This window comes from Prevotella sp. P2-180 (genome assembly GCF_002251435.1).
In the GTDB taxonomy this organism is placed as follows: domain Bacteria; phylum Bacteroidota; class Bacteroidia; order Bacteroidales; family Bacteroidaceae; genus Prevotella.
In genome coordinates, this window is sequence record NZ_NPJI01000008.1 from 1 (window position 1) to 14,771 (window position 14,771).

A 14,771-nucleotide genomic window follows, 5' to 3' on the forward strand; every position below is an offset into this window, starting at 1 on the left:
TGATATACCTCCAGCTCCCTTTGTTCAAGAAGGAGGCTGATGAATGTGAGAATCAAGTAGAACGTTGGATTTATTTGTTAAAGAATATGGAAACATTAAACAGATTGCCCTGGGCGGCTCAGAGTGCCGTTTTCAAGAAGCTCGAGAGCATAGCCGACGTTGGCGCTATGACCCGTGCCGAGCGCCTGCAATACGACGAGGCGCTGAAGAAATACCGCGACACCATCAGCGTGTTTGAGGGTGTGCGTATGGAAGGACGCATGGAGGGACGCGAGGAGGGACGCGAGGAAGGTCTGAAGGAAGGAGCGATTGCAAATGCCCGCAAGATGAAGGCCTACGGTTTGACATTGGAGATGATATCTGATATAACGGGTTTGACAATAGATGAAGTGAGGGGCTTGTAGTTCTTCACTTTTTGAGCGTCGGGACAGGGGACAGGTCCGTGACCTGTTTCCTCAATTATTTTATAACATTTGAGATTATATTTTTGACTATTCCTGCGGGACAGTGACCTGTCACCTGTCTTTAGTGACCTGTCCCCTGTCCTTATAAGGGTTTTATTTAAACCAAAGAGATGAAGAGAAAAAGAGATTTATCGTTTTATAGAGTAGGTCGCAAGCGACGGAGGACACAGAGTTTCCATGCGGCAAACATAATGCGCAGCTCTCTATTAGCTCTAAATGCCTTGGCATTCAACCTCTTTCGTTAGTATAAAAACTCTTTATCTCTTAAACTCTGTGGTTCAAAATCATTTGCAAAACGGGACAGGGTCGAGTAGAGTGAGGGTGAAACTCCCTCGCTCTACTCGACCTATGGTCACTCCCCACGTGGGAGTGTGGATTGAAACTATCGCAGCGTCGTGGACTCCATGAGGCGCGTGTGAATTGAACCCAAAATTACGGGGCTTACATAAAGTAAAAAAACTACAGAGGCGGGAAGAGGCGACACCATTATGGGGTCACCTCATCCCCAGGCCTTCATTTTGAGGGATGGTTAGCTAAATCTACGGTCGCGAAATATGGCTTCCATGCAGGTGGCCAGGAAGAAAACTTGACGGGGCTCGGGAAGGAGACGGGAATAGTAGTGGATGAGAGGAAAATAGGCATCGGAAGAGCGTAGACGGCCTTTTTAGACGTTGTAAAAATTGGTGCGGCTGATGTTCAGCGACAGCCATGCCTGTGAGTCGGTGTAGTCGCTGTGGAAGCTCTTCACCTGTCTCTTCACCTTCATCAGCTCTGCTGAAAGATGAGGATAAAAAATCTTGCTTGTTGTCATTTTTTTTTGTTTTTATACTGTTGTTTATAACGTAGTAATTTTTTCAGAGGTGCAAAAATACAGATAAATTTGAAATAAGTGAAGGATTCTCTATTAATAAATGTTTATTTCCTTAAATTTCCACAACAAAGTACACACTCATGGGGGTGTACTGCCATTTGCGTATGTCGCGGGATATATGTATTTTCGCAGCCAAAATATTTTCTCAAATAAATACCGAATGACATGGACTACAACAAATTATTGATTCCGGTATACTCCAACTGCAAGCAGGTGGCGACATACCAAATGGTTCCGCTGAAAGAGATTTACGACAAGGTGAAGAACAATACCGAGCTGCGGCACCGCACAGAGGCTTACCGCAACGCGCTGATGCTCAACCTGCCCGCCTCGCAGCTGAAGAAGATGAAGACGGAGACGTTTCCGATGCTTTTGCCCGCCGTCTACTGCAAGGACGGAAGGAGTGCGAAGGACATTATGGGATGGACCAACATGTGCCAGGCCGACTTCGACCACATGAACCCAGACTGCATCGACGAGGCGAAGCGGAGGCTAAGGGAGCTGCCGTTTGTGGCTATGTACCACACGAGTATGAGCGGAGAGGGCCTTCACGTGTACTACGTATACCTCACGCCCAATGCCGGACTGAACCCTAAGACCTACGAGCAGGCTTTCCGTCAGGGCAACGAGCTGATTGCGGCGGCGGTGAACTGCGACTACGACCGTGCAGCTGAAGACCCGGTTCACGGTTCGTCAATCTGCCACGACCCCGACGCCTGGCTCAACCCTGAGATAAGCCCATTGAAGGTGGACATGAAGCGCAACATGGGCAAGAGGGCAAAGGACGACACGATAGGCAACAAGAAGGCGGTGACGCAGAAGGACTGGCCGGTGGAATGGACTCCCGAGCGCGTGTATGAGATGGCAAAAGAGATGGTGGAGGCGTCGGCGGCGGGCCCATTCACCCATGGCAACCGCAACCACTACCTTGTGGCCTTGGCCGCTTTGCTTTCCGACTTCGGCATGGACTTGGAAACGGCGCAGCAGCTGATGGAGGACGAGTTTGCAGGACAGTATGGCGAGGAGCCTATACCCTCGCTCGTGGGCGGTTGTTACCGCACTGTGGAGAAAATGCACGGCATGAAGGCACTTCCCTCTAAGAAGAAGAAAAAAAACGGGGAGAAGAAGTGCGACGTGAAGATACTTGTGTCAGCAGAATTCATAAGGCGCCAGTGTCTCCGTTTTGACTCCGTCTCTCGAAAAATCGTGAAACCCGACGGTTCGGAGATTACCGACCGCGACATCAACTCAATGCTCTTGGCCTGTAATGTGGAGACGGAGCATAACATCTCTACGCAGGTGTTTCGTGCGGCACTCATGAGCGACTGCATACCTGAGTTCAACCCCTTGGTGGACTACCTGAAACCTTCCGACAGGAAAGGCCAAGAGGCCTCTGAACCCGAAATGGGGGTGATAGAGAGGGTGGCTGACATGGTGCATGTGTCGTTTTCGCCAATGGAGTGTGTGGGAAGGAGCGAGGAAGGTGGAGAGAGGAGTGGGAATTCTCCCGCCCCTCATTCCTTATGGCGCACTTGCTTCAAGAAGTGGTTTGTGGCGATGGTGGCGTCGTGGCTCAAGCCGGAGGTGGTGAACCATCAGATGCTCGTGCTCATAGGAAGGCAGGGAATATTCAAGAGCACGTGGCTCGACGCACTCATTCCGCCAGAGCTCGCCAGGTACCGCTGCCGACAGTCGGCCACCAACTTCAGCGACAAGGACGAACTACTCAGGTGTGCGGAATTCGGACTGGTGAACTTCGACGAGTTTGACCGTCTCACGGGACGAGACCTCGACAACCTTAAGTCGCTCGTGACCACTCCCGACGTGAACGTGCGCGCACCATACGGCACCACCAAGGAGCGCCGCACCCGCATAGCCTCCTACTGCGCCTCTGGCAACAAGCTCCAGTTTCTTACCGACCAGACGGGCAACCGGCGCTTCCTCCCGTTCTATGTGGACAGCATCGACTCGCCCTTCGATCACAAGATACCTCACCGGGCGATGTACGACGAGGCGGTATGGCTGATAGAGCATGGCAACTTCGACTACTGGTTTACGCTCGAAGAGATAGACCGCATAAGCGGATACGTGGAGCAGTTTGCCGACAACCCGCCGGAGGCCGAGCTTCTCGACGTGTATTTCGACGTGCCGCGCACCGACCCCGACAATCCCGAGACGCGCCAGGTGACATTCCTCACCCCCGCTGAAATATCCGCCAAGCTCACCACCTGGGGCAACCTGAAGAAGCCGATAAGCATAAGGAAGCTGAACGTGCTGATGGAGAAGAAGGGGTATGTACGTTTTCGAAACGGGCGAAAGGGCTCGCGAGGATATATGGTTGTGGAACTTGACTCTGCCACAATTCAAAGCAACAGAATAATATCCACAGGCCCTGCTGTGTTCTAAGCCAAAAATACGTCGTTTCTCACTGTTGCGCCACGTTTGCCATCAATAAAACAACATTTTTAATTTATATAAGAAAAAGAATAATATATTTTATTTTTTATTTATATATATAATATGTTATAAAGTAACTTGGCGAACTTGGCGCAACTCTTAAAACACCACCAAAACTATGCCTACAAGAAGAAAGATTGCCATGGAGTTATATCCCGACCGCAGTGTGCGCAATGCGGTACGCCAGCTGCATGCCGACATCCTCCGCTGCAAGGAACTTCACCAGAAACTGCTCGCCCGAAACCCTGACTTCGATGGTATGCGTAATCTCACATACCGGGAGCAAAGGTTGATTTGGGAGTATCTTGGGGAACCGTAGTTGTTTTCTCACTCCTCTCTCCTCATTCCTTAACTTTTCACGGTCTCATTTGTTAAGGTTTCGGGGTGTGATTTGTTAAGGAATGAGGACCTCATTTGTTAAGGAATGAGGGCGGCATTTCAGCTGAAATGAAGTTGGTGTTTCAGTTAGGGTCAATAAGCGACAGTTAAGGCCAATAAAGGCCAAATGGGTTTTCGGGATTTAGTAACTTTGCATCGTGAAAAGAAACATGTTTAACCCATTAAAACAACAATCATTATGAGCAAAGCTTACAAGGTGACACGTCACACCATCAAGTTCAACAAGGACAACATCCATGACGTATTCAGTGTACAACCCGTCAGCTATGGACTACTCACCACCGACGACGTGGCCAACCAGATTGCCGCCGAGTCGTCTGCCACACCAGGCGACGTGAAGAACGTGCTCGACCGATACGCACACTACGTGAAGCAAAACCTGAAGAAAGGTTACAGCATCGAACTGCTTGGCTTCGGAAAACTCGACATCCGATTCGTGAAGTCGGGCACCGTGGACGACGAGAAGAAAGCCACCGCCGCACTGGTGAAAGGCATGATACCCGACTTCTCGCCCTCGTTTAAGATCGTTAACGGCAAGCGTATCTACGACCTCATGCCGGAAAAGATCTCACTCGTGAAGTACACCGGAGTGGTGCCGCCAAACAACACCACCGAGGAGACTCCTACTGAAACGCCTGGAGGAAGCGGCGACGATAGCGACCTGGGAAACTGATCTTCAAAATAACTTAGAAAACAGCAAATTTGTTAAAGCTTATGTCGAAACTTAATTTCAACTGGACTCAGGTGCTGAAGGCAGTAGGCACGCTGATAATCTCAATCATCAGTGCAATAACCATCACCTCATGCGCAAAGGGACTGATATGATTGACTACTTGTATCCAATGACGCTTGCCGGCGACGAGGTGGCCGGCGAGCGCGTCCTCGCCACAAAGATTGAGGCGGGACTGATGATGGACGGTGTGAAGTCGGTGCGGTGGATTATTCTCCACTGCTCCGCCACACGCGAAGACCGCGACTACACGGTGGAACAGATGATGCGCGACCACAAGGCACGTAAGTTCCGCACCATCGGCTACCACTTCTACATCAGGCGCAACGGCGTGGTGACACAACACCGCCGCCTGCTTGAGGTAGGCGCTCACTGCCGTCCATACAACCGCTGCTCCATAGGCGTGTGCTACGAGGGCGGTCTCGACGCGCAAGGCAAGCCGAAGGACACGCGGACTGAGGCACAGCGTCACGAACTGCTGCAGTTGCTGATAAAGCTCAAGCGACTGTTTCCGAAGGCTCTCATACGCGGCCATAGCGAGATGCCTGGTGCCACGCCGAAGGCTTGCCCGTGTTTCTCCAGCCGCTGCTACCGCTATCTCGACGAGGTGAACATAAACTGTTGAAAGATTAAAAGATTAAAGAATTAAAGTGGCGAGGAAGAATTAAAAGGTGAACCTTAAAGATTAAAAGGTAAACTGTGTGCTTCTAAATGACTCGACTTTCAGGAGTTAGCCAAATGTTGTTGCGCTTATATCCAATGACACCAGCGCCTGCTTACTGGGTCACAGGGTCGGGTATCAATGATTCGCGATAAACTAACGAACCAACGGACCTGTCTGTGTGACCCTCTTTCATCTGACAGAAAGTAAAGAAAAGATTTCTCTGCTGCGTGCTCAGAATTTTACCATGTCAGATTTTTCACTTACCTTAGTGCTGCAAATCAAGACAAGCAAAAATCATCAATGACATGGCAAAGGTAAGCATAAAATCTGAAAAAATCACTCCTTTTGGAGGAATTTTTCACGTTAGGGAGCATTTTTAATACTGTCCTGCCCACAATTGTTTGAAGAAGTCGAGGACATGGATACATTCCACATCACCTATGCGACGATTAAATGGGTCGAGACTGACGATTAGCAAGCGTGCAGAAGGATAGTCCTCGGCAAATGATTTCAGTCCTTTCAGATGCCGGGGAAGAACTTCCTCTACCGATTTAATCTCAATGGCAAGACGGGCATCGCCTACCACAGCATCAACCTCAAGACCAGTGTGGGTGCGCCAGAATGTAAGTTGCTCTTCACTATCATTATAAGTAAGCCATGCCTTCAGTTCCTGTATCACAAGGTGTTCAAAGGCGTGTCCGTATTCGGATGTGCCACGAACAAGATTACCTCGGTGTAACAGATGATTTACTATTCCCACGTCAAAGTAATAGAAACGTGGTGCCTGAATAAGACGACGCTTCATCACCTTGGTAAATGCTGGCAGGCGAAAGCCCACAAGAGTGTCTTCAAGTATATCAAAATAGTTGGCAACGGTATTTGCACTTACCCCACAGTCCTGTGCTATATTGTTGTTGTTGACCATTTCGCCGTCTGTAAGCGCTGCCACTTCAAGAAACCTTTGAAATGCCGAAAGATTTCTGACCAGCGCCTCTTGCTTTATTTCCTCCTTCAGATAGACATCTATATATGCAGACAACCGCTTTGTGGGATTCTTCGCAAGATAGTGAGGGGGTAGCATACCATAGTTTATGGCATGATCGAGGTTGAAGTCGGGTAGTTCAGCACTGACGAATGGACATAAATACACAGGATATGCCCTTCCGCCAAGGGTGTTATACCCCTTGCGCTTCAGTTTTCTGGCACTCGAACCGCAAAGAATGAAGACGTGCTCCCTTTCCGACATCAGGCGATGCACTTCATTAAGCATCTCGGGCACTTCGGGTATCTCATCGATTATCACAAGTGTGCCTCGCGGTTTGTCAATGAGAGTGTCATACAACAATGATGGCATACGCTTGAATCGTGATGCCACTGATGTATCGAGCAAGTCAATATATATGCTATCGGGGAATTTCTCTCTAAGAAAAGTGCTTTTCCCCGTCTGTCTTGCCCCAAAGAGGAATATGCTATCCTCTAATTCATTGTCTATCTTTAATTTACGTTCTATCATACCTATGGCTATGGAAAGTTTATACTGAGGATTTCCAATGAAAATGCTCAACTCTACTGAGGATTTTCAATGAAAACACGCAGCGAAGATACATATTTTCAAGCATCGCAGCAAATGTTAGGGCAAAGAATTATTGATTATTAACAGAGATTTTAAACTGTTATTAAAGAAGGACAAAGCTTGTTAAAAACCTTCAAAAAGGGTAGAGAATGAGTACCCTTTTGGGGAGTTGTCACGTAATATATATGTCAGTGAGACAAAATAATAATAGCATATACAATCTGATCTCTCTCTTAATACCATGACAAAAAAGAAGGGAACTCGTCGTGATGTCGGGTTCCCTTTTATCATCCTGCTTCTACCAGAACTTCACATAACCATGACAGCATTGACTTGTGTGCGATTTTGCACAAGGACTGGGATTTTATATTGAAAGGACAGCTTCCAATGCCAAAAAAATGAATAAAATTGCATGGATTTATTATTTTTTTTCTCTCTTCTTAACAAAATATCATTTTTTTTATTTAACTTTGCAGCCGCAACCTCTACACTATCCTAATCCAATTGTAAGGAAGGATAGTCATGGTTTGGAAAAACCACAAGTTAGAGGATGTGTACTTATAACTAAGGCGTTTATGCGTCTTGTCAGCAAAACTTCGGAATCTCGCACGTTCAGAACACTCGCAGCCAAGACAACCCATAGATGCCCGACAGATGTTACAGTGTATTCAATAAACGTATTATGCCCGTATGACATGTCTACGGGATTGGCGTTTAGTATACTGTATACGTCAGCGTGGGGCTATGCGTTGTTCGTTCTGCGAGTATAGGCATTGCGAGAGCCCCGGAGTTTGGAACGGACATGTGTGGTTCTCACGCTTTATTATTTGTACTAAGTTGACAAATCTTACTACACCTATTAAGACTTTAGAGAATCAGAAGTCTCGGTAGTGCAGAGCCGTAATACTGCGATGCTAAGTTGTTATGCAAACAAATATCAGTTTTTCTACCTATAACGAAATGTATATTGTAGATTGTGAAAAAGTAATTTATTTGGAAGCCGACGACCACTACACTCATGTCCATTACCTTACTGGTGCCCATTTCATGGTGCCTTTCGGACTTTCTGAAGTTATGTCTTCCGTTGACAATGTATTGTCCAACGACTCGTTCCTATTGCGTTTAGGAAGAAAATATGTTGTTAACCTGCGGGCCGTGTTCCATGTTAATACCGTGAAGCAAGTGCTTGTGCTTTCCGACAATCATGGAAACAGCTATTCACTAAATCTGCCTAAGGCCACGCTCAGGCAACTCATAGACATTATGAGCGAAAAAACAGCCCATAGGCAAGTCTGACGCTCCTGTAATTAAGGGACATTGAAGACATAAGATTTTCGACAACGGAAAATTTCACGAATAAAATCGTAGGGTTCACGAATTCCGTCTGTTTTTATAGTTGATATTAGTCAATAAACAACTAAATTTGCCGAAAGAAAGCGGACTGCCTTACATTACCTATTATTATTAATATAGGTGAAAACCATCGAAATAAAGTCTGCTTACAGTGGTAAATAAACAATAAACAATAAATTATAGATAATATTATTAATTAAAAAAAACGGATTATGAACAAAGTTACACTTTCTGTTGTCGCATTAGCGGCTATTGGAGCGCCTGTACAGTCGCAGGCTGCCGACCAAACGGAAGCGGAGAAACTGCAGGCTACCTATGATGAGGTTTGCGGTATTCTTAACACCGCTATTAATGAGGTGAACGGCTATCATGAAGCTGTGAAGGCAGAGTATCTTAACAAGCTCAGTAACATCCAAAAGGAAATTGATGCTGCAAAAACTGCCGGCACAATCGACAAGGCTTACTTCGATGGAGTAATCAGCACCGTAAAGGCTGATGCCTTGACCCGCGAAAACCAGTATGATGGATATGACGTGATTAAAGTCGAGTTTGACAAACTGACTTCAACCTATGAGAAGGCTTTGACCACCGTACAGAATGGCAGCTATCCTAACGTTGGCGCAAAGAAAAAGGCATGGCTTGAGAGCGACGAACTCGGCTATCCGGCACTGAAGGCAAGGGTTGATGCTCTCGACCCTGCTACTCAAGACGACATTTTTGGCGACAAGATGTTGAATATGTGGTTTGAGTGCTATAATATGAACAAATCTGTTCAGACCATGCTTAAGGGTCTTGATAAGGAAGAGGCTAATGCCGCTGACAGCGAGGCTTCATATCAGGATGTTGTTGATGTAATCACGGCTCTTAAGGAAACATATAATGTGCAGCTTCAGGCTCTTCTCAAGATCCTGCCTGGTGATCCTGATGTTTATGGAAACTGGCAGGCTAAGGCAATCGATGAGCTCAACGAGGAGTATCGCAAGATTCTCGACGTGGAGAAGAAGAACGCTGCAGCCCGGGAAGCTGGAAATGCGAATGTAATATCTTCAGAAAACATGAGCACACTTGCCATAGTAGAAGGTAATATCGGAAGCATATCTGACAAGTGGGAACAATTAAAGAATGCTGAGGAAGCTGCTTACAAAGCACGCAAGGAAGACGTTGATACTCTCAACAAAAACCTTAAGGCTATCACTGACGAACTTAGCAAGCGTAGCCTCTCAGAACTTGATGGCGACATCAACACAATCCAGACAAAGATAAACACTGTGGCTTCTACAGTTGAGTCTCGCTATAAGGCTAATACTGTAAGCAAACTTAACATCACAAAGTCTCAGACAGAGATTAACAAACTCATCTCAGAGTTAAATAAGAAAGCAAAGCCTATCATCGACAATTACGATGCTAACGCAGATATCATTGCGGAATTGGAAGCTCAGTATAAGACTCTTGAGGATGCAAAGAAAGCTGCAGACGCACTGTCTGACGATGGCAATTACAAGGCTTCTGACTATTTCACAGAATCTTACAACACTATTAACACCAAGCGTCAGGCTATCATCGCTGCTGCCAAGAATGCTCTTGATACCAAGACTTCCGTAGACTACAAAGCCAGCGCCAAATATAAGAAAGCTATGGCTGAGGTTGATGGTCTTATCAAGACATACGCCGCTAACACCACCGCTTCTCTTAGTGCATACAATACAGCCGCTAAGACAATTGCCGACGCTCAGGCTCTTGTAGATAAGTACGCAAAACTGGCTGATCTCACTGTAACTACCGATGGACAAGTTAAGAATGCAGACAACGAGACCTATCAGGAAGTTAAGGAGGATGCAGAAAATGAGATTGGCGATATAAAGACGCAGATTACCAAAGCTAAAGCTAAGAAAGACGCTGCCCATAAGGCTGCGATGGAGCAAGCTGCTGCTCTCTCTGTAAGAGGCGACCTTCAGACTTATCTTGACAAATATGATAATAACAAGGCCGAATTTGATAAGAATTCTGCCATTGCTGCAGCAGACAACATTCTCGCTGAGGCTGACGCGCGCATTGATGACCTCAAGGCTAGAATTGCAAAGGCAGAGGCTGGTGATCTCGGCAATATGGCAACTGAAGTGACAGAAAAAACCACTCCACTGCAAGAAGAGCTTGGTAAGCTGACAGACGACGTTGCTGCCACAAGAAAGACTTACAACGATGCAGCTGATGACAAAAAGGCAGAAGAGGCTCAGAAGACTATCTCTAAACTCTCTGACGTGAACAACGCTCTTGATGAGTTGGAGCCAAAAGTAGTGGAAGCCGAGAACCTTGCCATCAAGGCTAAGAACAACAAGGCTGCTTACGACGCAACAAAGAAGGCTGTGACCGACTCTTCTATTGATGGCAAGCTCGTCGCAGCTCAGACCTATATCACGGCAAACACAAACGGTGATGGTCAGATGTTCTACCTCCAGGAACTGGCAAAACTCAAAAACAGTGTTGATGCCCTTAACAAAGCCATCGAAAAGTCATACGGTGAAAAGAAGTCAGTTGACAACAAGGATGGTCACATCAACACCCTTAATAGCCTCGTTACAGCTGTTAGCGACCTGCAGACCAACGCTCTCGCTAATGAGACAATGCATAGCGCTCAGGTTGAGAAGATGAAGACCTTGCAGAGTGACTGGCAGAAGGCATACACCAGCATCTCTGAGAAGGACGAGTCTACACAGGCTAAGGACTACCTTGCACAGCTCGGTACACTTCAGGATGGCATTAATGCCCTCAACACCAATATCGCAAAGGCATTCGCGACTGGTACAAGCAAGGCTAAGGATAGCGAGTTCGCAGCTGAAATCACACGCATCACCAACGAGATTAACAATATCGTCAAAGCACAGGAGGAAGGCTACGACGCTGCCATCACTGCCGACAATATCGCTCAGCATAACAAGTTCATAAGCCAGTACAACGCTGCATACAAGATGTATCAGGACGCTGTGGCTGCACTCAACGAGTTCGCAAAGATTCAGAACCCTGTTCTCGTGAAGGCTCTCCAAGATCTCGTGCCTACACACGACGCCATCTACGAATATGCCGACAAGCTCCGCCTGCTCAATGCCGACGAAAGTGCCGACTATGCAACGTATAAGGCTCCTAAGCTCTACAGCTCTGCAACTTGGGTTGACAAGGCTGACCTGTACGAAGCTGAGATTGATGCTAACCTGAAGAAATATCAGGATGCTGTCAACAAGATAGCCCTCGATAACTACACCGATGAAATTAAGGCTGCAGTCAAGAAGTTGGCTGACGCTAAGGACGCTATTAAGGACTACACATATAAGGACAAGAAGAACGCATTCGCGGATGTTGATGCCTTCGTAGGTGCTGCCCAGACTGCTGCCGGACTCACAGACAAGGAAGTTGACCGCATGTTCGCTACCAAGATCGACGGCTGGCTCTCACAGTTCAAGAATGTTGACAATATGATTGATGCCGACAAGGAAGCTGCTGCTGACAATGAGTTCACATATCAGCACACCAACTTCACAAACCTCTATAATTCAGAGAAGGCTGAAATCGCAAAACTTGCAAACCTCACTCAAGACTATCTGGCTCAGCTTGCTAAAAGAAAGCAAAGCTCTATTAATTATGCCTACGATATGTTCGTATATCGTGTTGTGAATAGTGGCAATCCTCTGCCAGCAGAGAAGAAGTTCGTCAGACTTCCTGACTGCCTCAAAGAGCTTAAGAAGTACTACGCAGAAAATGGCACACCAGTTGTTGTAGACAAGAAGAACCACTCTGACATCTACAAGAAGGCTGTTGACGAGTCGAAGTACAATACCGCCAACCTTGAAGCATACGATGCTATCATCGCCATTATTGATGGTGTATCAGATAAGGGTAGCGTTGGTGCAGAGGCCATCGACCCGCTCTTCAACGTTCATGTTGCAGGTAGCAAGATCTACGGTGAATATTCAAGTATTCTCGAAGATATTGAAGATTTTTATAAAGATGCAGAGACTTGGAAGGGAAATGGCTCTTGTGTTGCAAACAAGACTACTGCAGAGAACAGAGCTAAAAACATCGAGAAAGCTATCAACGACATCAAGATTCCAGCAATCGATGCTGAAATTCCTGCTCTCAGAGGCGAGATTGACCGCGTGAAGGAAGAGTACAACAAGGCTGCTACTCAGAGTGCAGACCTCCTCGAGAAGGTTAAGGTTTACGACGCACAGATTGAGGCTCTTTACAGAACCTTGGATGCTACTCCTACCAAGGAGAACCCGAACAATAAGGGTATCCAATATAAGTGGGCAAACGAACGCAGCAAGTATGGCTTCGACGCTGCCAAGGCAGACCTCGTTAAACTCCAGAGCGAGATTTCACGTGTTGGCCGCGAGCTGACCGCCCTCTACGATGCAGCAGCACAGGAGACTGCTCTCGCTGAGCTTAATGCACGTGCCGAGGAACTTGAGGCACTCCTCAAAGACTTCACCGAGAAGGCTGAGTATCACAAGGACATCAACGACAAGTATGGTGCTGACCTTGATGACTTCAAGGCATATCTCGAAGGTGTTAAGGCTGACGTGGAGGCAAAGAACGCAGCTGGCGACATCCTGTTCCACAAGAACAACCTCCTTGCCGACTTCGACCGCGCTGAGGCAGAGTTCAGTTACGTTGCAGGACTCAACAAAATGTACAACAAGTATGTCACCAACGACAAAGTCTACAACACCCTCAAGGCAGGCTTCGAGGCACTGCAGAAGCAGCTTGACGATCTTAAGACTCTTGCCGACGGATTCCACGCTTCGTCCTTAGTAAAAATTAAAGATCCTGTTACAGGTGAATTCGTTTATGTTGAATACCGCAACAACCAGTATGAAGTGATTAGCGCAACTATTAAGACTGAGCTTAATGATCTTGCAAAATCACATGACGCAATTAATCTCACTGCCAAAGATCTCAAGGGAGCAACTGACGAAGTAAGTGCAAAAATAGTTGAGTATGAAAAGACCATCAAGTACGATGAGGCTAGACTTTGCTGGCTGAAGGATCTCCATGAGACATATCTCGATGCAGCTAATAACTTGAGAAAGAATCTTGCTGACAATCAGTTGTATGGTGGAAACCGTTATAATGAATTAGTAAACAGAATGAAACAGCTCGATAACGCTCATACCAACGCAAAGGCATACAACGATGCAGCATTCTGGAATGGTTCAATTGCTAACGACATTGACGGCAAGGACGTTCGCGTCAAGAACGAGGAAACTGGAGATCTTGTGAACATTGAGATTGACTACCTCGAAGAGGCATGGCCAACTCTCCAGGCTAAAGTCGAGACTCTGCTTGCAGAGGCTAATCAACTCGCCAAGGATGTTAACGACTTCGCATATATAAAGGGCGATGCTGACAACGACAAGAAGGTGACAGTGAACGACTACTCAACAGTTCGCAACTGGATTCTCACCGCTACCGCATTCGAAGATGTTTCAGAGTCTCAGCGTTATGCCGGCGACGTGGACGGCAACAAGCAGTTCACAGTGGCTGACATGACTCAGATTTCTAACATCATCTTCTACGGCAATCCATTAGGAAAGCAAGAGGAAGCTGCAGGTGCCAAGGGTCAGCTCACAGTTGTTGACAACGACGAGATCACACTCGTGAAGGAGTCTGAGGAGACATCTGTATTCGGCAAGACCATCCGCGTGGCTGTAAACGTTGCACACAACGTTGCGTTCACCGCAGGTCAGTTCGACGTGAAGCTGCCAGAGGGCATGAAGATTGCTTCTCAGAGCCTCACAGAGCGTGGCAACGGCCATGAGCTGCTTTGCAACGAGATTGGCAACGGACTCTACCGTATGGTGGCTGCTACCATCGACAACACCAAGTTCAACGGCCGCACAGGAGCACTCGTGCTTATCGACGTTGAGGTGTCTGGTAGCTACACCGGTGGCGAAATCTCTGTTTCTAATGTCATCTTCTCAGATGCCAACGGTATTTCCTACAGCATCGTAGGTCCAGGCAACGATGGCGAGACAACAGGCATCGATGGCGTCACAGCTCCTACCGTTAAGGAGCGCATCTACTCTATCGGCGGTCAGATGAAGAAGGCTCTCAAGAAGGGCATCAACATCATCGTCGGCGAGGACGGAAAGGGCCATAAGGTGGTTAAGTAAGAATAACATTTTCCCCATAATGTATTTGTACAGGCTGCCGCCAAAGGGCAGCGCCTCGATGGCGGCAGTCCTGTATTCTCAAAATGGAGAAAA

General features: G+C 47.1%; 9 protein-coding genes. 7 read left to right on the forward strand and 2 right to left on the reverse strand.

The window, feature by feature from the left end; translation table 11 throughout:
* Positions 1-404 (forward strand): PD-(D/E)XK nuclease family transposase (locus CIK98_RS00900; protein WP_172409763.1); only part of this gene is annotated, 404 nt, incomplete at its 5' end.
* Positions 405-1,128: 724 nt separating this feature from the next.
* Here CIK98_RS00900 and CIK98_RS17845 read toward each other — a convergent pair.
* Positions 1,129-1,275: a hypothetical protein gene (locus CIK98_RS17845; RefSeq protein ID WP_172409764.1), complete on the reverse strand. Its 147-nt coding sequence runs from the start codon at positions 1,273-1,275 to the stop codon at positions 1,129-1,131.
* A gap of 225 nt (positions 1,276-1,500) precedes the next feature.
* On the opposite strand from CIK98_RS17845, the gene CIK98_RS00905 reads away from it, so the two are divergent.
* From CIK98_RS00905 to CIK98_RS00920, 4 genes are all read left to right on the forward strand, one after another.
* Positions 1,501-3,741, forward strand: coding sequence for a VapE domain-containing protein (locus CIK98_RS00905; RefSeq protein ID WP_094382419.1), 2,241 nt, complete (start codon positions 1,501-1,503; stop codon positions 3,739-3,741).
* Positions 3,742-3,910: 169 nt separating this feature from the next.
* On the forward strand, positions 3,911-4,111 hold the full coding sequence (locus CIK98_RS00910) for a DUF4248 domain-containing protein (RefSeq protein ID WP_094382420.1): 201 nt from the start codon (positions 3,911-3,913) through the stop codon (positions 4,109-4,111).
* A gap of 258 nt (positions 4,112-4,369) precedes the next feature.
* The gene (locus CIK98_RS00915; RefSeq protein WP_094382421.1) at positions 4,370-4,864 is read left to right on the forward strand and encodes an HU family DNA-binding protein; all 495 of its coding nucleotides are present in this window, start codon (positions 4,370-4,372) and stop codon (positions 4,862-4,864) included.
* A 148-nt stretch (positions 4,865-5,012) separates the two neighbouring features.
* Positions 5,013-5,546 carry an N-acetylmuramoyl-L-alanine amidase gene (locus CIK98_RS00920; RefSeq protein WP_094382422.1) on the forward strand — a complete coding sequence of 178 codons (534 nt, stop codon included), beginning with the start codon at positions 5,013-5,015 and terminating at the stop codon, positions 5,544-5,546.
* Positions 5,547-5,961: 415 nt separating this feature from the next.
* Here the strand turns inward: CIK98_RS00920 and CIK98_RS00925 are convergent, their stop codons facing one another.
* Positions 5,962-7,098, reverse strand: coding sequence for an ATP-binding protein (locus CIK98_RS00925; RefSeq protein WP_141210349.1), 1,137 nt, complete (start codon positions 7,096-7,098; stop codon positions 5,962-5,964).
* 1,020 nt (positions 7,099-8,118) lie between these two features.
* On the opposite strand from CIK98_RS00925, the gene CIK98_RS00930 reads away from it, so the two are divergent.
* Together CIK98_RS00930 and CIK98_RS00935 are read left to right on the forward strand one after the other, a co-directional pair.
* Positions 8,119-8,454: a LytTR family DNA-binding domain-containing protein gene (locus tag CIK98_RS00930; RefSeq protein ID WP_253249598.1), complete on the forward strand. Its 336-nt coding sequence runs from the start codon at positions 8,119-8,121 to the stop codon at positions 8,452-8,454.
* A gap of 269 nt (positions 8,455-8,723) precedes the next feature.
* A complete protein-coding gene (locus tag CIK98_RS00935; protein WP_094382425.1) occupies positions 8,724-14,678 on the forward strand; it encodes a hypothetical protein in 5,955 nt (1,984 codons plus the stop codon).
* The last annotated feature ends 93 nt before the right edge of the window (positions 14,679-14,771 follow it).

Coding starts and splice junctions, on each gene's coding strand:
- CIK98_RS00930 (WP_253249598.1), top strand. CDS start 8,119: ATGTATATTGTAGATTGTGAAAAAGTAATTTATTTGGAAGCCGACGAC.
- CIK98_RS00925 (WP_141210349.1), bottom strand. CDS start 7,098: ATGATAGAACGTAAATTAAAGATAGACAATGAATTAGAGGATAGCATA.
- CIK98_RS00910 (WP_094382420.1), top strand. CDS start 3,911: ATGCCTACAAGAAGAAAGATTGCCATGGAGTTATATCCCGACCGCAGT.
- CIK98_RS17845 (WP_172409764.1), bottom strand. CDS start 1,275: ATGACAACAAGCAAGATTTTTTATCCTCATCTTTCAGCAGAGCTGATG.
- CIK98_RS00905 (WP_094382419.1), top strand. CDS start 1,501: ATGGACTACAACAAATTATTGATTCCGGTATACTCCAACTGCAAGCAG.
- CIK98_RS00935 (WP_094382425.1), top strand. CDS start 8,724: ATGAACAAAGTTACACTTTCTGTTGTCGCATTAGCGGCTATTGGAGCG.
- CIK98_RS00920 (WP_094382422.1), top strand. CDS start 5,013: ATGATTGACTACTTGTATCCAATGACGCTTGCCGGCGACGAGGTGGCC.
- CIK98_RS00915 (WP_094382421.1), top strand. CDS start 4,370: ATGAGCAAAGCTTACAAGGTGACACGTCACACCATCAAGTTCAACAAG.